Origin of the sequence: Aquitalea sp. FJL05 (genome assembly GCF_003852595.1) — a bacterium.
GTDB lineage: Bacteria > Pseudomonadota > Gammaproteobacteria > Burkholderiales > Chromobacteriaceae > Aquitalea > Aquitalea aquatilis.
This window is the reverse complement of sequence record NZ_QAJS01000006.1, coordinates 1-24,653: the sequence shown is the minus strand read 5'-3', so window position 1 is coordinate 24,653 and position 24,653 is coordinate 1. Positions and strand designations below refer to the sequence as shown.

At 57.7% G+C, this 24,653-nt stretch carries 20 protein-coding genes and 3 tRNA genes; 19 read left to right on the top strand and 4 right to left on the bottom strand.

What is annotated here, in order from left to right:
- The first annotated feature begins 36 nt into the window (after positions 1–36).
- The 16 genes from rlmN to DBR44_RS04810 all read left to right on the top strand — a co-directional run bounded on the left by rlmN (position 37) and on the right by DBR44_RS04810 (position 16,615).
- Entirely contained in the window at positions 37–1,131 is a 1,095-nt protein-coding gene (gene rlmN, locus DBR44_RS04885) for a 23S rRNA (adenine(2503)-C(2))-methyltransferase RlmN (RefSeq protein ID WP_124642612.1), read from the top strand.
- Positions 1,128–1,871 (top strand): type IV pilus biogenesis/stability protein PilW, encoded by a 744-nt coding sequence (gene pilW, locus DBR44_RS04880; protein ID WP_233578374.1) that lies wholly within the window; start codon positions 1,128–1,130, stop codon positions 1,869–1,871. The genes rlmN and pilW overlap by 4 nt, the downstream gene beginning before the upstream one ends.
- 2 nt (positions 1,872–1,873) lie before the next feature.
- Positions 1,874–2,809: a helix-turn-helix domain-containing protein gene (locus DBR44_RS04875; protein WP_124642608.1), complete on the top strand. Its 936-nt coding sequence runs from the start codon at positions 1,874–1,876 to the stop codon at positions 2,807–2,809.
- A gap of 14 nt (positions 2,810–2,823) precedes the next feature.
- Positions 2,824–4,104, top strand: a complete 1,281-nt coding sequence (ispG, locus tag DBR44_RS04870) for a flavodoxin-dependent (E)-4-hydroxy-3-methylbut-2-enyl-diphosphate synthase (RefSeq protein WP_124642606.1) — start codon at positions 2,824–2,826, stop codon at positions 4,102–4,104.
- A 57-nt stretch (positions 4,105–4,161) separates the two neighbouring features.
- A complete protein-coding gene (gene hisS / locus DBR44_RS04865) occupies positions 4,162–5,433 on the top strand; it encodes a histidine--tRNA ligase (RefSeq protein ID WP_124642604.1) in 1,272 nt (423 codons plus the stop codon).
- Between the two features lie 17 nt (positions 5,434–5,450).
- Complete coding sequence (locus tag DBR44_RS04860; protein WP_124642602.1) at positions 5,451–6,080, top strand: tetratricopeptide repeat protein; 630 nt, start codon at positions 5,451–5,453, stop codon at positions 6,078–6,080.
- 3 nt (positions 6,081–6,083) lie between these two features.
- Complete coding sequence (gene bamB / locus DBR44_RS04855; RefSeq protein WP_124642600.1) at positions 6,084–7,223, top strand: outer membrane protein assembly factor BamB; 1,140 nt, start codon at positions 6,084–6,086, stop codon at positions 7,221–7,223.
- A gap of 11 nt (positions 7,224–7,234) precedes the next feature.
- Complete coding sequence (der, locus tag DBR44_RS04850; RefSeq protein ID WP_059287277.1) at positions 7,235–8,647, top strand: ribosome biogenesis GTPase Der; 1,413 nt, start codon at positions 7,235–7,237, stop codon at positions 8,645–8,647.
- An 89-nt stretch (positions 8,648–8,736) separates the two neighbouring features.
- Positions 8,737–8,994, top strand: a complete 258-nt coding sequence (hfq, locus tag DBR44_RS04845; RefSeq protein WP_124642598.1) for an RNA chaperone Hfq — start codon at positions 8,737–8,739, stop codon at positions 8,992–8,994.
- A gap of 142 nt (positions 8,995–9,136) precedes the next feature.
- Positions 9,137–10,267, top strand: coding sequence for a GTPase HflX (gene hflX, locus DBR44_RS04840; RefSeq protein ID WP_124642596.1), 1,131 nt, complete (start codon positions 9,137–9,139; stop codon positions 10,265–10,267).
- Positions 10,254–11,456, top strand: coding sequence for an FtsH protease activity modulator HflK (gene hflK / locus DBR44_RS04835; protein WP_124642594.1), 1,203 nt, complete (start codon positions 10,254–10,256; stop codon positions 11,454–11,456). The genes hflX and hflK overlap by 14 nt, the downstream gene beginning before the upstream one ends.
- Before the next feature lies 1 nt (position 11,457).
- Positions 11,458–12,336: a protease modulator HflC gene (gene hflC / locus DBR44_RS04830; RefSeq protein ID WP_124642592.1), complete on the top strand. Its 879-nt coding sequence runs from the start codon at positions 11,458–11,460 to the stop codon at positions 12,334–12,336.
- Positions 12,337–12,447: 111 nt separating this feature from the next.
- Positions 12,448–13,599 (top strand): ATP phosphoribosyltransferase regulatory subunit, encoded by a 1,152-nt coding sequence (locus tag DBR44_RS04825; RefSeq protein WP_124642591.1) that lies wholly within the window; start codon positions 12,448–12,450, stop codon positions 13,597–13,599.
- A 32-nt stretch (positions 13,600–13,631) separates the two neighbouring features.
- Complete coding sequence (locus tag DBR44_RS04820; RefSeq protein WP_124642589.1) at positions 13,632–14,927, top strand: adenylosuccinate synthase; 1,296 nt, start codon at positions 13,632–13,634, stop codon at positions 14,925–14,927.
- Positions 14,928–15,074: 147 nt separating this feature from the next.
- Positions 15,075–16,127 (top strand): oxidoreductase, encoded by a 1,053-nt coding sequence (locus tag DBR44_RS04815; protein ID WP_124642587.1) that lies wholly within the window; start codon positions 15,075–15,077, stop codon positions 16,125–16,127.
- Positions 16,124–16,615: a heme-degrading domain-containing protein gene (locus DBR44_RS04810; protein WP_124642585.1), complete on the top strand. Its 492-nt coding sequence runs from the start codon at positions 16,124–16,126 to the stop codon at positions 16,613–16,615. The genes DBR44_RS04815 and DBR44_RS04810 overlap by 4 nt, the downstream gene beginning before the upstream one ends.
- A gap of 10 nt (positions 16,616–16,625) precedes the next feature.
- Here DBR44_RS04810 and DBR44_RS04805 read toward each other — a convergent pair whose 3' ends face one another.
- Positions 16,626–17,735 (bottom strand): cytochrome-c peroxidase, encoded by a 1,110-nt coding sequence (locus tag DBR44_RS04805; protein WP_233578372.1) that lies wholly within the window; start codon positions 17,733–17,735, stop codon positions 16,626–16,628.
- 347 nt (positions 17,736–18,082) lie between these two features.
- Between DBR44_RS04805 and acpA the strand changes: the two genes are divergently transcribed.
- Positions 18,083–19,699 (top strand): acid phosphatase, encoded by a 1,617-nt coding sequence (gene acpA, locus DBR44_RS04800; RefSeq protein ID WP_124642581.1) that lies wholly within the window; start codon positions 18,083–18,085, stop codon positions 19,697–19,699.
- A gap of 155 nt (positions 19,700–19,854) precedes the next feature.
- Positions 19,855–21,270 carry a DHA2 family efflux MFS transporter permease subunit gene (locus tag DBR44_RS04795; RefSeq protein WP_233578369.1) on the top strand — a complete coding sequence of 472 codons (1,416 nt, stop codon included), beginning with the start codon at positions 19,855–19,857 and terminating at the stop codon, positions 21,268–21,270.
- Positions 21,271–21,354: 84 nt separating this feature from the next.
- Here DBR44_RS04795 and DBR44_RS04790 read toward each other — a convergent pair.
- From DBR44_RS04790 to DBR44_RS04780, 3 genes are all read right to left on the bottom strand, one after another.
- A tRNA-Leu gene (locus DBR44_RS04790) sits at positions 21,355–21,441 on the bottom strand.
- Between the two features lie 56 nt (positions 21,442–21,497).
- A tRNA-Leu gene (locus tag DBR44_RS04785) sits at positions 21,498–21,584 on the bottom strand.
- Between the two features lie 50 nt (positions 21,585–21,634).
- A tRNA-Leu gene (locus tag DBR44_RS04780) sits at positions 21,635–21,721 on the bottom strand.
- Positions 21,722–21,797: 76 nt separating this feature from the next.
- Here DBR44_RS04780 and rnr point away from each other — a divergent pair.
- Positions 21,798–24,491: a ribonuclease R gene (gene rnr, locus DBR44_RS04775; protein WP_124642579.1), complete on the top strand. Its 2,694-nt coding sequence runs from the start codon at positions 21,798–21,800 to the stop codon at positions 24,489–24,491.
- Positions 24,492–24,653 lie beyond the last annotated feature (162 nt).

Here is a 24,653-nt window from a genome sequence, read left to right as displayed (position 1 = left end):
AGCCATTCAGGCTGCCGCTGTTTTACCGAGGACTGCATGAAAACCAACCTGCTCGACTTCAATCTGGACCAGTTGACCGAACACTTTGCCGCCATGGGCGAGAAGCCCTTCCGTGCCAAGCAGGTGATGCGCTGGATGCACCAGATGGGCGAAGACGATTTCGACGCGATGACCGACCTGGCCAAAAGCCTGCGTGCCAAACTGCACCAGCATGCCGAGGTGCGCGTACCGTCGCTGATGACCGGGCAGGCGTCCAGTGATGGTACCCGCAAGTGGCTGCTCGACGTCGGCACCGGCAACGGTGTGGAAACCGTGTTCATTCCGGAAGACGAGCGCGGCACCTTGTGCGTGTCATCCCAGGTGGGCTGTGCGCTGGAGTGTACTTTCTGCTCCACCGGTCGCCAGGGTTTCAACCGCAACCTGAGCACTGCCGAAATCATCGGTCAGTTGTGGTGGGCCAACAAGGCCATGGGGATTACCCCGAAAAATGAACGCGTGGTGTCCAATGTGGTGATGATGGGCATGGGCGAACCGCTGGCCAACTTTGACAATGTGGTCAGCGCCCTGCAAATCATGCTGGACGATCACGGCTACGGCCTGAGTCGCCGTCGCGTGACGCTGTCTACCTCTGGCCTGGTGCCGCAGATGGATCGTCTGCGAGAAGCCTGTCCGGTTGCGCTGGCTGTCAGCCTGCATGCGCCGAATGATGCCATTCGCGATGAAATCGTCCCCATCAACAAGAAATACCCCCTGAAGGAATTGATGGCGGCCTGCCAGCGTTATCTGGAAAAGGCCCCGCGCGATTTCATCACCTTTGAATATGTCATGCTGGACGGCATCAACGATCGCCCCGAGCATGCCCGGCAGTTGCTGGAACTGGTGCGCGACGTACCGTGCAAATTCAATCTGATACCGTTTAATCCTTTCCCTAATTCCGGTTACGATCGCTCCAGCAATAACGCGATCCGCATCTTCCGCGAATTGTTGCAGGAACAGGGTTACGTGGTTACCGTAAGAAAAACCCGCGGTGACGACATCGACGCTGCCTGTGGTCAACTGGCCGGACAGGTGATGGACAAGACCAAGCGTCAGGTCAAATGGATGCAGATAGCCCAGGAGCGCGAAGAATGAGCAAGTGGCGAGTGTGGATGGCAGTGTGCCTGTTGGCGTATTCCCTTGTCGCATTCGCCGCGCCGGCCAACCGGAAACTGGCGGAAATCCGCAGCCAGCTGGCCGTTGAATATGCCGGGTTGGGTAATTTGCCGATAGCATTGGCCTCGGCCAATGAAGCCGTCCAGGCCGACGACAGCTTTGTCGGTGCCTATCTGACCCGGGCCTATGTGTACAATCTGATGCATCTGGATAGCGATGCGGAGAAGAACTTTCTCAAGGCGCTACAGGTCGATTCCTCCAGTCCAGAGGCAAATAATAATTACGGCCAGTTTCTGTGCGAACATGAACGCCCACGGGCAGCCATGGATTATTTCGCCAAGGCGATAGCCAACCCACTGTATCAGACACCCCAAACGGCCTATCTCAATATGGGCCGTTGCAGTGTCAAGCTGGGTGAAAACACTCAGGCCAACGATTACCTGCTGACTGCATTGCAGATGGCCCCCAATTATTTGCCCGCATTGCGCGAATTGGCTGCCTTGCATCTGGAGCTGGGCAATGCCAAGCTGGCGTCCTTTTATTTCGGACGCCTGCAACAGGCTGCAGGTAATGCGCTGCAGGGAGCCGATGTCTTGTGGCTGGGCGTGCAGATTGCCAGGAAAGGGGGAGACCGGGTGCATGAGGCGGAGTATTCCTCCGCGCTGAAAAGCCGCTACCCGGACTCCAAGGAAACACAACTGTTGTTGAGCGGAAGCTGAAGATGGAACAGGAAGCGCATGGCCAGTCGACCAGACTGGGTGTCGGCGCAGCGCTGAAAGCAGCGCGCGAACAAGCCGGCATGAGTCTGGGTGAAGTGGCCGAACGGCTGAAACTGTCTGTGCGGCAGCTGGATGCCATTGAAAAAGATGACTTCCAGCAATTGCCGGGTGCAACGTTCGTACGTGGTTTTGTCAGAAATTATGCCCGTTTTCTCAAGGTGGATTCCGAACCCTTGATGGCACAGCTGGAGGAGCATTTCCCCTCGGCAGTCAATGACGTGGTCAATCTGGTAAAGCATGACCCGTCCAGCGAGCCGGCCAGCATGGCCGAAACCCTCGCCCGGGTGTCGTCGCCGGCTGGCCGTAGCGGCAAAACGGGCAAATGGCTGCTGTGGTTGGTGCTGGCGGCTGCCGTGGCGGGTGGCGCAGTGTGGCTGGCTGGCTTGCAGGGCAAGTCAGCTCCCGTTGCCGACCAGGCATTGCAGCCCATGTTGACGCAGCAGGCTGCTTCTGCGCTTGCGGCATCTGCGCCGGTGTCGGCCTCGGCTGCCGTGGTGGCAGAGCCGGTCGCGGCTCCGGCTACGGCCAGTCAGGCTGTTGTTCAGCCGACTACCATCGCCTCTCCGGTAGTGACCGCAAGTGCAGCCACTGCTGTCAGTACCGGCAAAACGCCCGCCAGTGCAGCGGCGGCCGACAGCGCCAGCGGGCATATCCAGCTGAATGCACAGCAGGCTGCGTGGGTTTCGGTGATCGATGCCACCGGCAAGAAACTGCAATTCGGCATACTGGAGGCCGGCAGCAGCAAGGAATTGAGCGGCACGCCGCCTTTCCAGCTGAAAATTGGCAATGCCGCCCAGGTACAGCTCAGCTTTAACGGACAGCCCGTCGCTCTGACGGACAAGATTCGTGGCACTACCGCCAAAATTGAACTCAAGTAGATGCGGATTTTTGCATGAATAGCGTGAATATCGCGCGACGTCCCACCCGCCAGGTCAGGGTGGGACATGTCATGGTGGGGTCGGATGCGCCGGTTGTGGTGCAGTCCATGACCAATACCGACACGGCTGACGCCATCGCCACCGTAGAACAGGTTTACCAGTTGTCCCAGGCCGGCTCCGAGCTGGTGCGCATTACCGTGAATTCGCCGGAAGCCGCCGCACAGGTGGCGGAAATCCGCCAGCGGCTGGATGACATGGGTTGCAATGTGCCACTGGTGGGTGATTTCCACTTCAATGGCGATCGTCTGCTGAAAGAATATCCGGACTGCGCCCGTGCGCTGGCCAAATACCGTATCAACCCCGGCAATGTCGGCAAAGGTGCCAAGGGCGACGACAAGTTTGCCTTCATGATCCGCACCGCGGCCGAACTGGACAAGCCGGTACGCATTGGCGTCAACTGGGGCAGTCTGGATCAGGTCCTGCTGGCGCGCATGCTGGATGCCAACAACAGCAAGCCGCATCCCTTGCCGCTGGAACTGGTGATGCGCGAGGCGCTGATCGTGTCGGCGCTGGAATCAGCAGACAAGGCGATGGAATTGGGCCTGCCGGCCGACAACATCCTGCTGTCGTGCAAGGTCAGCAATGTGCAAGACCTGATTACCGTTTACCGCGATCTGGGCAGCCGTTGCGATTTCCCGCTGCATCTGGGCCTGACCGAGGCCGGCATGGGCAGCAAGGGTATTGTGGCGTCTTCCGCCGCCCTGGCCATCCTGCTGCAAGAAGGCATCGGCGACACCATCCGTATTTCGCTGACCCCACAGCCGGGCGAAGCGCGCACCCGTGAAGTCATCGTGGCGCAGGAATTGCTGCAAACCATGGGTTTGCGCAGCTTCACCCCGCTGGTGACAGCCTGTCCTGGCTGTGGTCGCACCACCAGTACCTTCTTCCAGGAACTGGCCGACCAGATCCAGAGCTATCTGCGCGAGCAGATGCCGATCTGGCGCTTGCAGTACCCCGGTGTGGAAGAGATGAAAGTGGCGGTGATGGGCTGCGTGGTCAATGGCCCGGGCGAAAGCAAGCTGGCCGATATCGGCATCTCCTTGCCAGGTACCGGCGAAGTGCCGGTTGCGCCAGTGTATGTGGATGGTCAGAAGGGCGTGACGCTGAAGGGCGATAATATCGCTGGCGAATTCAAGGCGCTGGTCGACGATTATGTGCAGACCCGCTACGGCGAAGGTGGCAGCAAGCGTCGTGACAGCAGCAGCCGCATCATTCCGATTCAGCCGCAACGCTGAGCCGGGCCGGCTGGCACCGGTGACAAGATCAATCGAATAGCAAAAAGAACTGTATAAATGGCGCAAAAATTGCAGGCAATCAAGGGCATGAATGATGTACTGCCCGCCGAATCCTACCAATGGGAATATTTTGAAGGTGTGCTGCGCAAGCTGCTGGCCGACTATGGCTATCAGAACATCCGCACCCCCATCGTGGAAACCACCCCGCTGTTTGTGCGCGCCATCGGCGAAGTGACCGATGTGGTCGAGAAGGAAATGTATACCTTCATCGATAGTCTCAACGGCGACAGCCTGACGCTGCGCCCGGAAGGCACCGCAGGCACCCTGCGCGCTGTGGTTGAACACACCCTGCTATACAACACCACGCAAAAACTGTGGTATATGGGCCCGATGTTCCGCCACGAAAAACCGCAGAAAGGCCGCTACCGTCAGTTCCACCAGATGGGTATCGAGGCGCTGGGCTTTGCTGGCCCGGATATCGACGCCGAAATCATCGCCATGACCGCCGACCTGTGGCAGCGCCTGGGTCTGAGCCAGTATGTGCGTCTGGAAATCAACTCGCTGGGCAATGCCGAAGAGCGTGGGCAACACCGTCAGGCGCTGATTGCCTATCTGGAGCAGTTCGTTGACATTCTGGACGAAGACGGCAAGCGCCGGCTGTACACCAATCCGCTGCGCGTGCTGGATACCAAGAATCCTGCCTTGCAAGATATGGCCGACAAGGCACCGCGCCTGTCCGATTATCTGGGCGAAGCTTCGCGCGCCCACTATGAAGGCTGGAAGAGCATGATCGCCAGCCTGGGCATTGAGTTCGTGGAAAATCCGCGGCTGGTGCGCGGGCTGGATTATTACAACCAGTCGGTATTCGAGTGGGTGACCACCGAGCTGGGTGCGCAGGGTACGGTGTGCGCTGGTGGCCGTTACGATGGCCTGATCGAACAGCTGGGTGGCAAGCCCGCCCCGGGCATCGGTTTTGGTATGGGGCTGGAGCGTGTGCTGCTGCTGTTGCAGGACAAGGGCCTGCTGCCGGCAGCCCGCAGCGTCGATGTCTACATCGTGCAGCAGGGGGCAGGCGCGGCCATGTATGCCATGAAGCTGGCTCAGCAAATGCGCACGGCCGGCCTGTCCGTTATCCAGCATCTGGGTGAGGGCAGCTTCAAGTCGCAAATGAAAAAGGCCGATGGCAGCGGTGCGGAATTTGCCGTCATCATCGGTGAAAACGAAATGGCTGCCGGTCAGGCCGTCGTCAAACCGATGCGTGCCGACGCGGCACAGCAGACGGTGACGCTGGACCAGGTAGCTTCGACCATTGCCGCTATCAAGGCTTGATATAAGGGGGGTGCGCCATGGCGTACGACTTGCAGGAACAGGAACAGATCGACTCCATGAAGGCCTTCTGGCAACAGTGGGGCAAGCTCATCAGTGGTGCGGTAGTGGCCATCAGTGTGGCTTATCTGGGTTACAAGGCTTTCGGCTATTACCAGAGCGCACAAGCCAGCAAGGCCGCCGTGGTGTTTGCTGATGTTGAGCAGGCTGCCCAAAGCCAGGATCTGGCCAAGGTGAGAAGTTCGGCCGGCCTGTTGCAGTCGGATTATTCTTCCACGGCCTACGCGGCAGATGCCGCCTTGCTGGCAGCCAAGGTGGCTTTCGAAAAGAATGATCTGGCCACAGCCCAGGCGCAGCTATCCTGGGTGGTGCAAAACGTGAAGGACGAATCCATGGTGGCTGTCGCACATTTGCGCCTGGCTACCATCGAGCTGGATCAAAAGCGCTATGATGCTGCGATTGCCGAACTGGGCCAGGCGCATCCGAGTGCATTTGATGCGCTGTTCCTGGATCAAAAGGGTGATGTGCATGCAGCCAAGGGCGACAAGGCCGCGGCACGTGATGCTTATAAGGCTGCCCTGGCCAAGCTGGTAGGCGAATCGCCCAACCGCCAGTTCATACAGACCAAACTCGACGCACTGGGAGGTTAATTGATGCGCCGCCAACTGCTGGTTACTGCTGTTCTTTCCTCGTTCTTGCTGGCCGGCTGCGCCAGCTGGTTTGAAAGTTCCTCCGCTGCTAAACCCACACCGCTGGCGGCCATCAAGCCCATCCAGGCCTTGAATGTGAAATGGACGCTGTCGCAAGCAGCCTCTAACAGCGGTTTTACCCCGGTTTACGCCAACGGCAACGTAGTGTCGGCTGATCCTTCCGGTCATGTCCGTACTGTCGATGCCCTGTCCGGCCGCGTGAGCGCCGATGTCACACTCAAGCGCGACTTGTCATCTGGTGTTGCCGTTGCCGGTGATACCGTCATTGTCGGTAGCCAGGATGGCAAACTGCTGGCAGTGGATCGCAGCAGTGGCAAACTGCTGTGGGAGCAGTCGCTCACCAGCGTGATGCTGGAAGCGCCGCAAGTGGCTGGCGGCATGGTGGTGGTACGCAGCAACGATGGCCGCCTGACCGGCTTCAGCCTGGCTGATGGCAAGCAGCAATGGTCGATTGCCCATGCCCAGCCGCAATTGCTGGTGCGCAATACCGGCTCGATGCAGGCGGTTGGCAACGAAGCCGTCATGGTAGGTCTGCCCGGTGGCAAGCTGGACATCATCAGCCCGGCCAACGGCAATACGCTGTGGGAAGGTGTGGTCGCCAACCCGCGTGGTGCTACCGAACTGGAGCGCATCACCGATATCACCAGCCGTCCGGTCTACGACGGCGGACAAGTTTGCAGCGTGGCCTACCAAGGGCGCGTGGCCTGCTTCGATGCCAAGAGCGGCAGCCTGATGTGGGCACGCGAACAGTCCTCCAGCCGCGGAGTGGCGCTGGATGCCAGCAAATTGTATGTGACTGCGGAAGATGGCTCGGTCTGGGCCTATGACCGCAGTACCGGTCGCAGCCTGTGGAAGACCGATGCCCTGAAATTCCGCAATGTATCCGGCCCCGCCATGCTCGGACGTTTTGTCCTGGTGATCGATGGCGAAGGCTATGGCCACCTGCTGTCCAATGAGAGCGGCAGTCTGGTGGGCCGTGTGAAACTTGGCAGCGAAGGCGCAACCGCCCAGCCCGTCTCCCTGGGCGCATCTGCCCTGGTGCAGGGGCAAAATGGTCGCCTGTCGCTGCTGTCTATTGAGTAAAAGCTGTAACCATGAAACCTACCGTAGCGCTGGTCGGCCGCCCCAATGTGGGCAAGTCGACCCTTTTCAACCGGCTGACCCGCAGCCGTGACGCCCTGGTCGCCGACCAGCCTGGCCTGACCCGCGACCGCCATTACGGCCATGGTCGAGTGGGGGGCAAACCGTATCTGGTGGTCGACACCGGCGGCTTTGAGCCGGTAGTGGATGAAGGCATTCTGTTCGAAATGGCCAAGCAGACACTGCAGGCCGTGGATGAAGCCGATGCCGTGGTATTCCTGGTGGATGGCCGTACCGGCATCACCCCGCAGGACAAGATCATCGCCAATCGCCTGCGCCAGATCGACCGCCCGGTATTCCTGGTGGTCAACAAGGCCGAAGGCATTAGTCACGCCATCGCCAGCGCGGAATTCCACGAACTGGCTCTGGGCCAGCCGCTGGTGATTTCTGCCGCGCATGGTGATGGTGTGCGCGAACTGATGGAAATGGTGCTGGAAGACTTCCCCGACGAAGTGGAAGAGGAAGCCCGTTACCATCCCAAATTCGCCGTGATCGGTCGCCCCAATGTTGGCAAGTCGACGCTGGTCAATGCCATTCTTGGCGAAGAGCGCGTCATCGCCTTTGACCAGGCCGGTACCACGCGTGACAGCATCTATATTGATTTCGAGCGTGATGACCATACCTATACCATCATCGACACCGCCGGCGTGCGGCGTCGCGGCAAGGTAAGCGAAGCCATCGAGAAGTTCTCCATCATCAAGACCATGAAGGCCATCGAAGATGCCAATGTGGCGGTGCTGGTACTGGATGCGCAGCTGGACATCTCCGAGCAGGATGCCACCATCGCCGGTTTTGCACTCGAAGCAGGCCGTGCCTTGGTGGTGGCGGTGAACAAGTGGGACAATCTGGACTTCGAGAAAAAGGAAACCGTGAAGCGGGAAATCGCCCGCAAGATCAGTTTCCTCGATTTTGCCAAGTTCCATTACATCTCGGCCATCGAAGGCCGTGGCGTGACCGACCTGTTCAAATCCATCGATGAAGCCTACCAGGCAGCCATGGTGAAGCTGGCCACGCCGAAGCTGACGCGGGTACTGAATGTTGCAGTAGAACGTCAGGCACCGCCGCGCTCGGGCCTGATGCGCCCCAAGATGCGTTATGCTCACCAGGGTGGCATGAACCCACCTATCATCGTGATTCATGGCAATGCGCTGGATGCGATCCCGGCCAGTTACACGCGTTATCTGGAACATACCTTCCGTAAGGTGTTCAAACTGCAGGGCACGCCGCTGCGTGTGCAGTACAAAACCTCGGAAAACCCCTTCGATACTGAAGAATCCAAGGAAAAGTCCCGGGCTAAACCGAAACCGATGTCTAAGCTGCGTGGACGCGAGAAGGAAGTACGCTGGGGCAAGAGTGGTAAAAAATAGTAGGCTGGGGTTTTTTCTGCTAAAAATAAGCATACCAGCCGGGCTTTAAAGATTATTTAATACAACAATCAACGATTCGGAGAAAACGAATGAGCTCTAAAGGGCAAATGTTACAAGACCCGTTCCTGAATATTCTGCGTAAGGAACATGTGCCGGTATCCATCTATCTGGTGAACGGTATCAAGCTGCAGGGTCAGGTTGAGTCTTTTGACCAATACGTAGTGCTGTTGAAGAACACGGTTACCCAGATGGTTTACAAGCATGCCATCTCTACCGTTGTTCCGGCCCGTCCGGTTACCATCCCGCACGAACATCCGGGTCAGAAGCAGGATCAGCAAGACGCCTGATCAGGCTGAAGGCTGTCTCCCCGCGGGCCGCCAGGCTGTGTCTTGCTGACACGGCTTGTCGGCCTTTTTTCATGCATGATCCTGCCACTGCGTGCTTGCAGCAGTCATGACGGCAGAATCCTCATCTACGGTTTTCTATACAGTGTTTGATCGTCCCGATATTGGAGACCAGGCAGTGCTGGTCTGTCTGGATTTTGGTGATCCCGATCATCAGGAAAATGTAGCCGAGTGCGTCGAACTGGTTGGCTCTGCCAACGTGACAGTCACCGGCATTGTTCAGGGCAAGCGCCAGCGTCCTGATGCCGCGCTGTTTGCCGGCAAGGGCAAGGTGGAAGAGGTCGGACTGATGGTGCGGGCAACCGGTGCCAATGTGGTGATCTTCAATCACCAGCTGTCGCCCGGGCAGGAGCGCAATCTGGAACGTGCTCTGCAATGCCGGGTGATTGATCGCACCAGCCTGATTCTTGACATCTTTGCCCAGCGCGCCCGCAGTCATGAGGGCAAATTGCAGGTGGAACTGGCCCAGTTGTCGCATATCGCTACCCGGCTGGTTCGTGGCTGGACGCACCTGGAGCGGCAAAAGGGTGGTATCGGCCTGCGTGGTCCGGGTGAAAGTCAGCTGGAGACCGACCGCCGGTTGCTGGGTAATCGGGTCAAGGCACTCAAAGAGCGGCTGGCCCAGGTACAAAAACAGCGCAATACCCAGCGACGGGGCCGCCAACGCACCGGTATCGCTTCGGTTTCCATTGTCGGCTACACCAATGCCGGCAAGTCAACGCTATTTAACGCACTGACCAAGGCCCGCAGTTATGCGGCCGACCAGCTGTTCGCCACGCTGGACACCACCAGTCGCAAGCTGTTTCTCAATACTGAAACCTCGATCATCGTTTCAGATACCGTGGGCTTCATTCGCGATTTGCCGCATACCCTGGTGGCTGCTTTCCGTGCCACACTGGAAGAAACCATTCAGGCCGATTTGCTGTTGCATGTAGTGGACTCCTCCAATCCACTGCGCGATGTCCAGATTGATGAAGTCAACAAGGTGCTGGCTGAAATCGGTGCAGATGGTGTGCCCCAACTGATCGTATGGAACAAGACCGATTTGCGGCAGTTGCCAGCCGCCATCGAACGCGACCAGGAGCAGCTGGCACAGGCAGTTCGCCTCTCCGCGCTGACGGGCGAAGGGCTGGAACTCTTGCGGACAGTACTTGCCGAACGTTTGCAGTCATCTGATAACCAACACGAAGAACAAGACGAATATGTCGCAGAATGATCCAAATCGGGGACGTCAGGGCAGTGACGGTCCGCCGGACCTTGACGAAATTTTCCGTAATCTCAATCAGCGCCTCGCCCGTCTGCTGGGGGCCAAGCCATCGGGCGAACAGCCAAGCCCCGAGCCGCGTGCCGCCTTCAAGGGTGGTGCCATCGCCGTTGTCGGCGTGCTGGCAGCGCTATGGCTGGGTAGCGGTTTTTATGTGGTGGATGCCAAGGAGCAGGGCGTGGTGTTGCGCATGGGCAGTTTCAGCCGCGTGACCGACCCCGGCTTGCAATGGCATGCACCTTACCCCTTTGAAAAGGTGGAAATCGTCAACCTGACCGAGCTGCGCAGCGTGGAAGTGGGCTATCGCAGCAATGCCAAGAACAAGGTGCCGGAAGAGTCGCTGATGCTCACGGCTGATCAGAACATCATCGATGTGCAATTGTCAGTGCAGTTCGACGTGAAGGACCCCAAGGCCTTTCTGTTCAACAATGCCGCCGCTGATCGCAATGCCAACGATATCGTGAAGCAGGCAACCGAAACCGCCATCCGCGAAGTTGTCGGTCGCAACAATGTGGATTTCGTCCTCAATGAAGGTCGTGCGCAAATAGCGGCTGAATCACAGAAAGTCATTCAGGACATCCTGGACCGCTACGCGCTGGGTGTGCGTATTGCCAAGGTCAACATCAATGCCGTGCAACCGCCCGAGCAGGTCCTGGCGGCATTCGACGACGCCGTGAAGGCTGGTCAGGACAAGGACAAGCTGCGTAATGAAGGCCTGGCTTACGCCAATGATGTCGTGCCCAAGGCCAAGGGTATGGCCGCCCGCCTTGAGCAGGAGGCCGAAGCCTATCAGCAAAAAGTGGTGTCGCAAGCGGAAGGGGATGCCTCCCGTTTCAAGCAAGTGTTGTCTGAATACAACAAGGCTCCCAAGGTCATGCGTGACCGTCTCTATCTGGACATGATGCAACAAGTGATGAGTGCCACCAGCAAGGTGATTGTTGACCAGAAAAACGGCAACAGCCTGCTTTACCTCCCGCTGGACAAGCTGACCCAGGCGGCAAGCCCTGCAGCGCCAACCACGGCAGCACCCGCTGCCACCACGCCGGCACCGGCAGCTGCGCCGGCAACTGCACCTGCACGGAGCAACAAGAGTGGTCGGGATTTCGGCCGTAGTCGCGACATTCTGGGTGGGGAGCACTGAAATGCAAAAAATCATGCCAACCCTGCTGGCCGTGCTCGGCATTCTGTTTGTCGCCAGCCTGTCGCTGTTTACCGTGGACCAGCGCCAATACGCCATGGTCTTCCAGTTTGGCGAAGTGGAACGGGTGATCAAACAGCCTGGCATCCAGTTCAAGATTCCGCTGCTGCAGAATGTGCGCTATTTCGACAGCCGGGTTCTGACCATCGACGCCGAAGCACCCGAGCTGTTCAATACGCGCGAGAAGAAAAACGTGCTGGTGGATAGCTATGTAAAATGGCGCATTGTCGATGTCGAACAGTTCTACAAGAGCGTGGGATCGGAGAATGCCGCCGTGGCCCGTCTCAAGCAGACCATCAACGACGGATTGCGTGCCGAATTCGGTCAGAAGACTGTAGCTGATGTCATTTCCGGCAAACGCGACCAGGTGATGGAGACGGTTCGCAAGCGCGCAGACGCAGATGCGCGTAAAATAGGCGTGGAAATTCTCGACGTACGCTTAAAACGTGTCGATTTTCCGGATAAAATAAGCAGCTCCGTCTATGATCGCATGCAGTCGGAACGCCGTACCGTCGCCAGCCAGTTGCGTAGCGAAGGTGCTGCCGATGCCGAACGTATTCGTGCCGAAGCGGAGAAGCAGCGCGATGTGCTGTTGGCCGATGCCTACAACAAGGCACAGCAACGGAAGGGTGAGGGCGATGCCAAGGCTGCCGCAATTTACGCGGAAGCTTATGGGCGTAGTCCGGAGTTCTATGCCTTCTGGCGCAGCATGGATGCCTATAAAGAGTCGTTCAAGAACAAGAGCGACGTGATGGTGCTGGACCCCAACAGCGAGTTCTTCAAGTACTTCAAGAACCCGCAGGCGGCCAGCAAGGGCAGGTAGGCGCTGCCTGGTAGTTACAATTAGTTTTCATGACTGGCCGGACACCCCGGCCAGTTTGCCGTAAACAGGGCGGGGTGATGAATCCCGCCTTTTATTTGTCGAAACCGGAATATGCGTAACTGGCTGTTACCCGAATACATTGCAGACATCCTGCCGGCTACCGCCCGCCAGGTGGAGTCTGCCAAGGCAGCGATGCTGGAACAATTCCGCTGTGCAGGCTATGAGCTGGTCCTGCCGCCGCTGATCGAATATGTCGATTCGCTGATCGCCGAAGGTGATACTGCGCTGGACCTGAAAACCTTCAAGCTGGACGACCAGTTGTCTGGTCACCAGCTGGGTCTGCGTGCGGATATCACCCCGCAAGTGGCGCGCATTGACGCCCACTTGCTGGGCCATCGCACTGGTGTTACCCGCCTGTGCTATGCCGGCAGTGTGGTGCATACCCGTCCCAATGGCTTGATGAGTTCGCGCCAGCCCATGCAGGTTGGTGCCGAGTTGTACGGCTATGCCGGTATCGAAGCCGATATCGAAATCATCGAACTGATGCTGTCCACGCTGGGTCAGGTCAAGGTGCCGCAGCTGCGACTGGATGTTGGCCATACTGCCATCTTCCGTGGACTGGCCACCGCAGCTGGCCTGTCGCCGCAAGCCACGCGCGAACTGTTTGCCGTGCTGCAAAACAAGGATGCCGCCAGCATTGCCGAACAGGTAGCAGGTCTGGCCGAGCCTTACCGTTCTGCCTTCCTCGCCTTGCCCGAGCTGTATGGCCCGGCATCGGTGCTGGAAAAAGCCCGCACCCGCCTGCCGTCCTTGCCGGAAGTCGAGCTGGCACTGATGCAGCTGTCGGCCATTGCCCGCGCCTTCGAGGGGCGTGTCGCAATCAGCTTTGACCTATCCGAACTGCGTGGTACGCACTACCACACCGGCCTGATCTTTGCCGCCTATGCGCCTGGCTGGGCGGTAGAGCTGGCTCGTGGCGGCCGCTACGACAATGTTGGTCGTCGTTTTGGTCGTGCCCGTCCGGCTACCGGTTTCAGTCTGGACTTGCGCGATCTGATCCAGATGCTGCCGGAACGCGGTAGTGCCATGGGTGTACGTGTTTCCAATCGCCACCTGCCGGCGGCCCAGGGCGAAGTCGAGCGCCTGCGCGCGGCTGGTGAGGTGGTGATTATTGATTATCTGGGGGAATCAGCCGAGGCCATCGGCTGCAACCGTGAACTGATTCCGGCCGCTGACGGCTGGCAGATCGTCCCCTTTAACTGATTTTTAGTTTGACTGAAGAAGAGGTTTTTCCAATGTCCAAGAATGTTGTCGTGATCGGTACCCAATGGGGTGATGAAGGCAAGGGCAAGATCGTTGACTGGCTGACCGACCACGCACGTGCTGTGGTGCGTTTCCAGGGTGGTCATAATGCTGGCCATACCCTGGTGGTGGGTGGCAAGAAAACCGTGCTGCGCCTGATTCCGTCCGGCATCCTGCGCGAAGGCGTCGAGTGCTTTATCGGCAATGGCGTTGTCCTGTCGCCGGAAGCGCTGCTGAAGGAAATCGACGAGCTGGAAACTGCCGGTGTCAATGTGGCGGCCCGTCTGAAGATTGCCGAAGCCTGCCCGCTGATCCTGCCTTACCACGTGGCTCTGGACCAGGCACGCGAAGCGGCCAAGGGTGCCGGCAAGATCGGTACCACCGGTCGCGGTATCGGCCCCTGCTACGAAGACAAGGTTGCGCGTCGTGCATTGCGCGTGATCGACCTGTTCAATCCGGAGCGCTTCGCTGCCAAGCTGAAAGAGAACGTCGAGTTCTACAACTTCCAGCTGACCCAGTATTTCAAGGCAGAGCCGGTCAGCTTTGAAGCCATTCTGGAGCAGACCATGCTGCTGGCCGAACGCATCAAGCCGATGGTGGCCGATGTGTCGCGTACCCTGTATGACATGAACCAGGCTGATGTGCCGCTGCTGTTCGAAGGCGCACAAGGTACGCTGCTGGATATCGATCACGGTACTTATCCGTATGTGACTTCGTCCAACTGTGTGGCCGGTGCTGCCGCGCCGGGCGCTGGCGTTGCCCCGCAAATGCTCAATTACGTACTGGGCATCGTCAAGGGTTACACCACCCGAGTGGGTTCCGGTCCCTTCCCGACCGAACAGGAAAACGAAATTGGCGCCTTCCTGGCCAAGCGTGGCAATGAGTTCGGTTCGGTTACCGGTCGTCCGCGCCGCTGTGGCTGGTTCGATGCCGCCGCACTCAAGCGTTCCATCCAGATCAACGGCGTATCCGGTCTGTGTGTCACCAAACTGGACGTGATGGATGGTCTGGAAGAGATCAAGCTGTGCGTGGGCTACAAGCTGGATGGCAAGGAAGTCGACATCCTGCCCTTCGGTTCCGATGCCGTGACCCAGTGCGAACCGATCTACGAAACCATGCCTGGCTGGAGTGAAACCACTTTCGGCACCAAGCGTTGGGAAGACCTACCGGCCAATGCTCAGGCTTATCTGAAGCGTATTGCTGAAGTCTGCGGCGCGCCGGTTGATATCGTTTCTACCGGTCCGGATCGCGAAGAAACCATCGTATTGCGTCATCCCTACGGCCTGTAAGCTTGGTATGACTCACAAAACCCACCCCGCGCGGTGGGTTTTTTTATGGCTGCAATTCGGTATGATAGCGCTAACATTGCTGTTTTTCTCCCCTCCTACCAACCGCAGCTATCCGTTTTCCTGCAGATAGCACAGTCAGGATGATGCATGTCTACTCCATTGAATGTCGTGCTGGTCGGCTATGGATATGCCGGTAAAACCTTTCATGCTCCGTTGATTGCCGCCTGCCCGGATTTGCAGCTTTACGGCGTGGTCAGCAGCAAGGCCGATGTGCTTAGCGCAGATTGGCCAGCGCTACGGCAGTGGCCCACGCTGCAACAGGCCCTGCAGGATGCGGCAGTCGATCTGGTGGTGATCGCCACGCCGAATGATCTGCATTTTTCCCAAGCCGAAGCGGCCTTGCTGGCAGGCAAGCATGTGGTGGTGGACAAGCCATTTACCCTTACCCTGGCACAAGCCCGACAGCTGGATGCGCTGGCCGACCGGCTGGGTCTGTTGCTGTCGGTATTCCATAACCGGCGCTGGGATGCCGACTTCCTCACTGTGCAGCACTTGCTGGCAAGTGGCCGGCTGGGGAAGATCAGCCAGTTTGTCTCGCACTTTGATCGCTATCGGCCACAGGTACAGCAGCGCTGGCGCGAGCAGGGTGGTGCCGGTAGCGGTTTGTGGTATGACCTGGGCCCACATTTGCTGGATCAGGCCTTGCAACTGTTTGGCCAGCCACTTGCCGTATCAGCCTATCTGGCCAGGCAGCGGCAAGCGGCACAAGCGACCGACTATTTCCATGTGCAATTGCGCTATCCGGCAGTACATGTGGTATTGCATGCTTCCTGCCTGGTCGGTGGTGGTATCCCGCGCTTTGCCGTGCACGGTGATCTGGCCAGTTACACCAAGTACGGGCTGGACACGCAAGAGACCGATCTCAAACTGGGCAAACCGGCAGGTGGTGCCGACTGGGGGCTAGACCCCTTGCCCGGTCAATTATTCCTGTCATCAACGACCATGGCACAGACGGAGAGCGTAGCTAATCTGCGCGGGGACTATCGCGATTATTATCGCCAGCTGGCTGCGGCCATCCGTGGCGAAGCGGACAATCCGGTCACCGCCCGGCAGGCGGCCAGTGTCATGGACTGGCTGGAGCGTGCTGAATACAGTGCGGCACAGGGTAGGGATGTGAGCGCTGAGGAGGTATTGCCATGAGTGTGGAAGACGATCTGCTCATCATCGCCGAGCAGGAAGCACGGCTGGAATTCAGTCAGTTTGATTCGGATACCGTGTGGGAACTGGGCTGTCGCCTGCGCGAGGCCGCCCGCCAGCGCAGCGCAGCACTGGCCATTGTCATTACCGTTAACCAGGTACGCCGTTTCCAGCTGCTGATGGCAGGTGCCAGTGCCAATAACGAGGACTGGGCCCGTCGCAAGCACAATGTGGTACAGAAGTTTGAACGCAGTTCGCTGGCTGTCGGCTTGGACTGCCAGCGACAGCACACCAATCTGCAGGAGAAAAACGGGCTGTCCCTGGCGGAACATGCGACCCATGGCGGTGGCTTTCCGCTGCGGCTGCAAGGCGTCGGTTGTATTGGCTCCATCGTGGTGTCCGGTCTGCCACAACGGCAGGATCACCAGCTAGTGGTCGATGTGCTGGCCAGCATGCTGGCAGTCCGGGATGTACCCGCGCTGGATTGTTAGCCTATGGCGCTTATCTGCTGGCCGGTAAAACATCTGCATCGGTCAGTGTCTGCAGAAAAGCCAGCATGGCGTCAATATCGCTGGCATTGAAAGCTGCCCGGGAGCCGGCCTTGCCGCCAAAGGGTGGTTCCTGATTGATATTGCTGTGGTAGCGACGGGGCAGATCATCGAAACGCTGGTCTTTTTTCCCATGTCCATACCATTTGGCTGGGGCGCTATCACGGCTGGCGTAAAACTCCAGCACTTGGCGTAAATCATGGAATACACCATTGTGGAAAAAGACCTTGCGGCTCGCGACATTGCGCAGCGATGGCGTACGGAACAGCCCGCAATATTCATCCTGCTGCATATCCTGTCGCAATGGTCCGCACAAGCCCATATCAAAATAGCCAGGGTTACGATTGACCGCCAATGCCATATTGCGTGGCACACCCAGTGCGATCAGCCCGAAATCGCTAAAGGCCGGAAAGGAGCCATCTGGCTGTCGCTGGCTGAGATGACAGGAAGCACAATTTCCCTTGGCCGGATCGTTAAAGACCTGCAAGCCGCGCAATTCCAGCTTGCTCAGTGATGCCTGCCCGCGCAGCCAGGCATCGTATTGGCTGCTGTAGGGGTAAAACTCGGCTGGATTTTGCTGGAACACCTCCAGCGCCAGTAGCAGTTTTTTGAATGCGGCCTGCTTGTCGTGAAAGATGTCTTGACCAAACAAGGCAGCAAATGCGCCGGCACTCGGGCTAGCCCGCAGTTGTTCAACGACTTGCTCCGGGCTGCGATTGGCCATCTCATTGGCCGCTAACAGCGGCAGACTAGCCTGCTCATGCAGGCTGGCGGCGCGACCATCCCAGGTCAGTCCTCCGGTGGGACCGGCATCTTCGCTGTCATTGCCATCGTTATCGCGGAAGTGTTCGCTGAATGGCGGTACGCCTTGCAGATAGCGCAAGGAGGGCACGGCGCGGCTGCCTTGCTGTTGACCATCTACGCCGCCGAACTGGGCAGGCTTGCCATCCGCTGGACCATAAGCATGAGTCGGGCTATGGCAGCTGGCGCAGGATTGTTTGCCGGAAGCCGACAGCGCAGTTTCGTGGAATAACTGTCGCCCCAGCGCTTCCAGTTGTTTCACGGGTCGTGGATGGCTATCTGCATAAACAGCCTGCGTAGCAACTGTGCTGATCACGGCAGGTGCTGCTGCCTGGTGGCAGGCCGTCAGCAGGGAGAGCAAGCTCAGCCAGGGCAGCAGTATGCGCAAAGCTGGAGTGAGGGGAGGGCAAGACGACATGACTGAGGGCAATCGGATGGAATCGGCAGCAGCATACGCCAGTTTTATCTCCTCATGATGACGTAATGACAGGCCTTACGGGCAGGGCTGCCCTGTCTTGTCTGTGCCCGGTTTTGGCCGTCTAATTCGTCCATCATACGCGTGCAACACGATGCCGGCACAATCTCCCGAACCCGCACAAGGATACCCACATGCACAACTGCCAACCTGCTCTGCTCTCCCTTGCCCTGACGGCGGCACTTGCCGGCTGCGCCAGTAACACGCCTCAGGCACCGGTTACCAGCGGCTCGCTGGATGCCATCCAGAATGTTGTCGTTATTTTCGCTGAGAACCGCGCCTTCGATAACCTGTATGGCTTGTATCCGGGGGCTAACGGTATCCCGGGTGTCAATCCTTCGGCGCGTGGTCGCTATGTGTCGCAGAAGGATTTTGATGGCTCGGTCTTGCCAGTGCTGCCGCCGACCTGGAATGGCCTGACTGCTGCCGGCCAGAGTGTCACCCTGACCCAGGCGCAAACCATGGGCTGGCCCAATAAGCCTTTCCAGATTGATGATCCTGCCGGTGTAAATGGCAGCGGTGTGCAGCTAGGGCAGGGAGTAGTGACCCGCGATCTGGTGCATCGCTTCTATAACAACCAGATGCAGATCAATGGCGGCAAGAATGACAAGTTTGCTGCCTATTCGGATGCCGGTGGTCTGAGCATGGGCTACTACGATGGCAGCAAGATGGCATTGTGGAAGCTGGCGCGCCAGTACACGCTGGCAGACAACTTCTTCATGGGGGCGTTTGGTGGCTCTTTTCTGAACCACCAGTATCTGATCTGTGCCTGTGCGCCAAGCTATCCCAATGCCGATGCGGCTGACTCACCAGCCAAGGATTCGATTTCTGCCATCGATACCGATGCCAAGGGGCAGTTCCTGCGCCTGACGCCTGCCGCTGCTGCCAAGGCCTCGGTGCTGGATGGCAAGCCGACCTACAAGAATGACAGCAATCTGACGCCCAAGGATGGCCAGGGCATGTTCTATGCCGTCAACACCATGCAGCCCTTGTATCAGCCCAGTGGCAATGCGCCGGGAGCCAAGGGGCCGAGCCAGTATGCCGATACCACCAAAGCCACCACGCTGCCAGCACAGACTGCCGCCACCATTGGTGATCGCCTGACTGCCAAAGGTGTCAGCTGGGCCTGGTACGCTGGCAGCTGGAATGCTTCAGTGGTTCAGCGCAGCAATATCTACAATGGTGGACAGCCGAATTTCCAGGCCCACCATCAGCCTTTCAACTACTACGCGGCCTTTGATCCGCTCACGCAGCAGGCTTATCGTCAGGCTCATCTGAAGGATTTTGATGCGGAATTCCTGCGGGATGCCCAGGGCGGCAAGTTGCCGGCGGTTGCTTTTTACAAGCCGCAGGGCAATCTGAACCAGCATGCCGGTTATGCCAGCGTGGCCGATGGTGACGAGCACATTGCCCAGCTGATTACCAAGCTGCAGCAGAGCCCGCAGTGGAAGAACATGCTGATCGTGGTTACCTACGATGAAAATGGCGGTATTTATGATCATGCTCCGGTTCCCAAGGGGGATCGCTGGGGGCCGGGCAGCCGCATTCCGGCCATCATCATTTCACCGTATGCGCGCAAGGGCTTTGTCGACCATACCCAATACGACACTGCTTCCATCCTGCGTTTCATCAGCCGACGTTTCGATTTGCCAGCGCTGCCGGGCGTTATCGAGCGCGATGCCGCCTTGCAGGCCAATGGCGAAGCAGTCATGGGTGACTTGAGTAATGCGCTGGAGCTGGGCACGCATTAAGCCTTGTTTATCGTTGTGTGGCGTAAAGAGAAGGCAGCCTCATGGGCTGCCTTCTCTTCATTTTCACAACTGCTAACACTTCTTCCTCACATCCGTTCTGACTGCATGGGTCAAGCTGCTAGACTGAACGACACATTCCTTCGCAGACTGATGCTATGCAGTTCAAACTGGCCAGCGGCATGCTGACGCCGCTTATCATTGCCACCGCCCTGTTCATGGAAAACATGGACGCTACCGTGATCGCTACCTCTTTGCCGGCAATTGCCCGCGATTTGCTGGTCGATCCTGTCGCTCTCAAGCTGGCACTGACATCCTATCTGGTCAGTCTGGCGGTATTCATTCCGGTCAGCGGCTGGATGGCAGATCGGTTTGGTGCCAGACGGATATTCCGCTCGGCCATTGCCGTTTTCATTCTCGGTTCGGTGCTGTGTGGTTTCAGTGCTTCGCTGGAAGGATTTGTGCTGGCACGCTTTGTTCAGGGCATGGGCGGGGCGATGATGGTGCCGGTGGGGCGGCTGGTCATTCTGCGAACTACTCGGAAGGAGGAACTGGTAAAAGCCCTGAGCTACCTCACCATTCCGGCTTTGCTTGGCCCGGTGATGGGGCCACCGCTGGGCGGTTTCATTACGACCTATTTCCACTGGCGCTGGATCTTCTTTATTAACATTCCCATTGGGATACTGGGCATGGTGTTGGCGGGGCGCTATATCGAGAATCTGAAGGAAGATCATTTGCCGCCGTTGGACAAAACCGGCTTTGCTCTGACCGGAGTCGGCTTGTCGATGTTGATGCTGGGCCTGGCCACGGAAGGCAAGCACATGTTGTCGCTGCAACTATCGCTGGCAGTCAGCTTGCTCGGCGCGGTGTTGCTGCTGGCCTATCGGTGGCATTACCGCCGCGTGGCAGATCCATTGCTGGACCTATCCTTGTTACGCCTGCCGACGTTTCACGCCAGCGTGATGGGGGGCTTTCTTATCCGGATGGGTGTCGGAGCCACGCCATTCTTGCTGCCGCTGATGTTGCAGCTCGGTTTTGGCTATACGCCATTCGAGTCTGGCATGTTGACCTGTTCCACTGCCATCGGGGCCATCTTCATGAAAACCATTGTGGCCAAAGTGCTGGAGCGCTTTGGTTTCAAGAAGGTCCTGAGTTGGAATGCCCTGCTGGTGGCGCTGTCAATGGCGGTGTATGGTCTGTTCCGTGCAGACACACCGCATGTGCTGATGCTGGTGGTGTTTGTGCTGGGTGGATTTTCCCGCTCACTACAATTTACCAGCCTCAATGCCATTGCTTTTGCCGACGTGGAACAAAGCCGCATGAGTCATGCCACCAGCCTGTCCAGTGTGGCGCAACAGTTGGCTGCCGGCTTTGGGGTGACCGTTGCGGCAATGACGCTACAGGTAGTCACTACCCTGCAAGGACATCAAATCCTGGTTAGCAGTGACTTTGCCTGGTCATTCCTGGTGATGGGCTTGCTGACTTCGTGCTCGGTGTTTTTCTTTTTAGCTCTGGATGCGAGGTCTGGCGCTGCACTGGCAGGGGAGTCAACGGACAGGTCTGTCACGCGCTGATTGCAAGGGAAGGCAGTGAGCTGCTGCGAGTGCTGAGCTGGAATGAAAAAAAGCCGCTGATCTGAGATCAACGGCTTTTTTAATTGGTGCCCAAGAGAAGACTCGAACTTCCACACCCTTGCGGGCGCTAGGACCTGAACCTAGTGCGTCTACCAATTCCGCCACCTGGGCAAAGCAAATTGTATGTACTGCAAGCTGGTGATGTTAAGCCAACCTTAAAAAATTGTTGGTGCCCAAGAGAAGACTCGAACTTCCACACCCTTGCGGGCGCTAGGACCTGAACCTAGTGCGTCTACCAATTCCGCCACCTGGGCAAACCAAATTTTTCATTGCAACAGCAATAAGACTATATAATACAGCTGAATGGTGCCCAAGAGAAGACTCGAACTTCCACACCCTTGCGGGCGCTAGGACCTGAACCTAGTGCGTCTACCAATTCCGCCACCTGGGCACTGCTTTGCTGTATCATTCTGTTGCTGTAGTGCTGCAACGAGATGCGAATTATAAACAAGTTTCTGAGGGTGTCAATGGCCCAATCTGCAAAAAAACAAAAAAATACATCCCTGCGTCTGCAGGATCCTTTCTTGGAACGAGAAAAACTCAAATATTCCAATCCTTTACCTAGCCGGGAATTTGTTCTGAAACTCCTGGAAGAGCGTGGTGTGCCGCTGTTCCCAGATGAACTGGCCGCTATGTTGTCCATCCAGAATAACGAACTGGGCTTCTTTGAACGCCGCCTGCTGGCGATGGAGCGTGAAGGCCAGATCATCATCAATCGCAAAGGCGCGATCTGCGCCGCAGAAAAACTCGACCTGATCAAGTGCAAGGTTTCCGGCCACCGCGATGGTTTTGGCTTCGGCTTGCCAGATGAGGGCGAAGGCACGGGTGTGGATATATTCCTGCCAGAACGTGAAATGAAGAAAGCCATGCATGGTGACCGGGTACTGGTGCGGCCATCAGGCGTGGACCGGCGTGGCCGGCAGGAAGGCAAAATTGTTGAGGTGCTGGATCACGCCGTCAGCAAGCTGGTCGGTCGCATTCACCTCGAGCGTGGTGTATGGATCGTCACGCCGGAAGATCGCCGTATCAGTCATCAAATTTTGATTGAGCCGGGTAGCCAGGGTGAAGCCAAGCATGGCCAGGTAGTAATGGTGGAAATCCTGCAGTATCCGGATGCCTACCGTCAGCCGGTAGCCCAGGTAGTCGAGGTACTGGGTAATTACGCCGATCCGGGTATGGAAATCGAAATCGCCTTGCGTAAACATGCCTTGCCGCATGAATTTCCTGAAGATGTCGTGGCACAGGCCAAGGCAACGCCAAAAAAAGTCCGTAAAAAAGATCTCACCGCAGATCGAGTTGATCTGCGCCATTTGCCTCTGGTGACGATCGATGGTGAAACTGCGCGCGATTTCGATGATGCGGTCTATGCCGAGAAGCAGGGCAAGGGCTTCCGCCTGATCGTCGCCATTGCCGATGTCAGCCACTATGTTCAACCCGGCGATGCGCTCGATACCGAAGCGCTAGAACGGGGTACTTCGGTTTACTTTCCGCGCCGTGTCATTCCGATGCTGCCGGAAGCGCTGTCCAATGGCATCTGTTCGTTGAATCCCGATGTCGAGCGCCTGTGCATGGTGTGTGACATGCAGATCAACGGCAAGGGTGAGGTCAAGCGCTACCAGTTCTATCCTGCGGTGATGCTGTCCAAGGCTCGCCTGACTTATAACCAGGTGTGGGACTGGATACAGCATGGTACGGATAACGCGCTTCTGCCCAATATCCAGACACTCTATAGCTTGTTCAAGATTTTGCTGGCCGCTCGGGCCAAGCGTGGTGCGATCGAGTTTGACTCTGTTGAAACCCAAATGCTGTTCAACGAGCAGGGCAAGATCGACAAGATCGTGCCAGTAGTACGTAACGATGCTCATCGTTTGATTGAAGAGTGCATGCTTTCCGCCAATGTCTGCGCTGCCGACTTCCTGCTCAAGAGCAAGCAGAAATGCTTGTACCGCGTGCATGAAGGCCCGACGCCGGAGAAACTGGAAAACCTGCGTAACTATCTGCAACTGGTTGGTCTGACGCTGGGTGGCAATGACAAGCCGTCTGCCAAAGACTACGCCAAACTGGCTGAGCAGATTCACGGTCGCCCGGATGCGCCTGTTTTGCAGACTATGCTGTTACGTTCCATGCAGCAGGCGGTTTACACGCCAGACAACAACGGCCACTTCGGTCTGGCATATGAGGCTTACACTCATTTCACCTCGCCGATTCGTCGCTATCCCGACCTGCTGGTACATCGCTCCATTAAAGCGGTGTTGCAAGGTGGCAAGTACAAGCCAGGCAAATGGGCGCAATTGGGCATACATTGCTCGATGACAGAACGGCGCGCGGACGATGCCAGTCGTGATGTCGAGTCCTGGCTCAAGACTTATTATATGCAGGACAAGATTGGCGAAGTTTTCCAGGGCAAGATCAGTGCTGTGACTAGCTTTGGTGTGTTCGTTCTGCTGGACAATGTTTACGCCGAAGGTTTGGTGCATATTTCCGAATTGGGCAAGGACTACTTCCACTTCCGCAAGGATATCCAGGCTATCGTCGGGGAGAAGAGTGGGGTGCAGTACCGTTTGGGCGACACCTTGACGGTGAAAGTCATGAGCGCCAATCTGGAAAGTGCGCAAGTTGACTTTGCACTGGTACGCGAATTGACCGAAGCCGGGTTGTCGACATCTCCGACCCACACTGCCAAGCGCGAACAGCAAAAGCATGGGCATCGTGGCGGAAATAACCATCACAAACAGGCCGGGCAGGGTGGTCATGGTCGTGCCCGCCATGGGCGACATACCGGTGCGACAGCGGAGGTGGTAAAACCTGTCCCCAGTGCCCCGCGTCCTAAGCCAGTTAGTCCGAGGGTCGAGTCCGTTGCCGAGCAGCCAGTCTCGCCACCCGCTGTTGCGCTGCCGAAGTCCCCGGTAGGCCGGCGCAAACAGCCTGCTGCACCAGTCCGTCAGCAGGCTCCGGTAGCTGCTGAACCTGCTGTGATCAAGCAAGCACCTGCGCGACGCCGCAAGCCGGCGGCGGCCGCACCGGATGTTCCGCCTGTCGTGCCTGCAGCCACTCCAGCTCCGCGTGTGCGCAGCAAGCCGGCTGCTGCCGGTGAGGCCGCAGTTACACCGGCACCGCGCAGCCGGCGTCGCACGACTAACAAGACGACGGGTGACGAATAATCCTCGCCTTGTTCTTATATAAGCAGGATTGATGAAACAAAGCCCGGCGTCAGCCGGGCTTTTTGCTGCCGGTGTTGGTGTGGTGACCCCTTTTTACGCCAGCCAGCCCCACCCATCATGGCAAGTGCGAATGGGGATGTGTTTATTTTTGTGCGTCCGCAG

What these genes read in the sequence shown, in the direction of transcription:
- rlmN (WP_124642612.1), top strand. Translation starts at nt 37, where the DNA reads ATGAAAACCAACCTGCTCGACTTCAATCTGGACCAGTTGACCGAACAC.
- der (WP_059287277.1), top strand. Translation starts at nt 7,235, where the DNA reads ATGAAACCTACCGTAGCGCTGGTCGGCCGCCCCAATGTGGGCAAGTCG.
- DBR44_RS04875 (WP_124642608.1), top strand. Translation starts at nt 1,874, where the DNA reads ATGGAACAGGAAGCGCATGGCCAGTCGACCAGACTGGGTGTCGGCGCA.
- hisS (WP_124642604.1), top strand. Translation starts at nt 4,162, where the DNA reads ATGGCGCAAAAATTGCAGGCAATCAAGGGCATGAATGATGTACTGCCC.
- hfq (WP_124642598.1), top strand. Translation starts at nt 8,737, where the DNA reads ATGAGCTCTAAAGGGCAAATGTTACAAGACCCGTTCCTGAATATTCTG.
- DBR44_RS04810 (WP_124642585.1), top strand. Translation starts at nt 16,124, where the DNA reads ATGAGTGTGGAAGACGATCTGCTCATCATCGCCGAGCAGGAAGCACGG.
- DBR44_RS04860 (WP_124642602.1), top strand. Translation starts at nt 5,451, where the DNA reads ATGGCGTACGACTTGCAGGAACAGGAACAGATCGACTCCATGAAGGCC.
- acpA (WP_124642581.1), top strand. Translation starts at nt 18,083, where the DNA reads ATGCACAACTGCCAACCTGCTCTGCTCTCCCTTGCCCTGACGGCGGCA.
- rnr (WP_124642579.1), top strand. Translation starts at nt 21,798, where the DNA reads ATGGCCCAATCTGCAAAAAAACAAAAAAATACATCCCTGCGTCTGCAG.
- hflC (WP_124642592.1), top strand. Translation starts at nt 11,458, where the DNA reads ATGCAAAAAATCATGCCAACCCTGCTGGCCGTGCTCGGCATTCTGTTT.
- pilW (WP_233578374.1), top strand. Translation starts at nt 1,128, where the DNA reads ATGAGCAAGTGGCGAGTGTGGATGGCAGTGTGCCTGTTGGCGTATTCC.
- DBR44_RS04825 (WP_124642591.1), top strand. Translation starts at nt 12,448, where the DNA reads ATGCGTAACTGGCTGTTACCCGAATACATTGCAGACATCCTGCCGGCT.
- DBR44_RS04795 (WP_233578369.1), top strand. Translation starts at nt 19,855, where the DNA reads ATGCAGTTCAAACTGGCCAGCGGCATGCTGACGCCGCTTATCATTGCC.
- DBR44_RS04815 (WP_124642587.1), top strand. Translation starts at nt 15,075, where the DNA reads ATGTCTACTCCATTGAATGTCGTGCTGGTCGGCTATGGATATGCCGGT.
- DBR44_RS04820 (WP_124642589.1), top strand. Translation starts at nt 13,632, where the DNA reads ATGTCCAAGAATGTTGTCGTGATCGGTACCCAATGGGGTGATGAAGGC.
- hflK (WP_124642594.1), top strand. Translation starts at nt 10,254, where the DNA reads ATGTCGCAGAATGATCCAAATCGGGGACGTCAGGGCAGTGACGGTCCG.
- bamB (WP_124642600.1), top strand. Translation starts at nt 6,084, where the DNA reads ATGCGCCGCCAACTGCTGGTTACTGCTGTTCTTTCCTCGTTCTTGCTG.
- ispG (WP_124642606.1), top strand. Translation starts at nt 2,824, where the DNA reads ATGAATAGCGTGAATATCGCGCGACGTCCCACCCGCCAGGTCAGGGTG.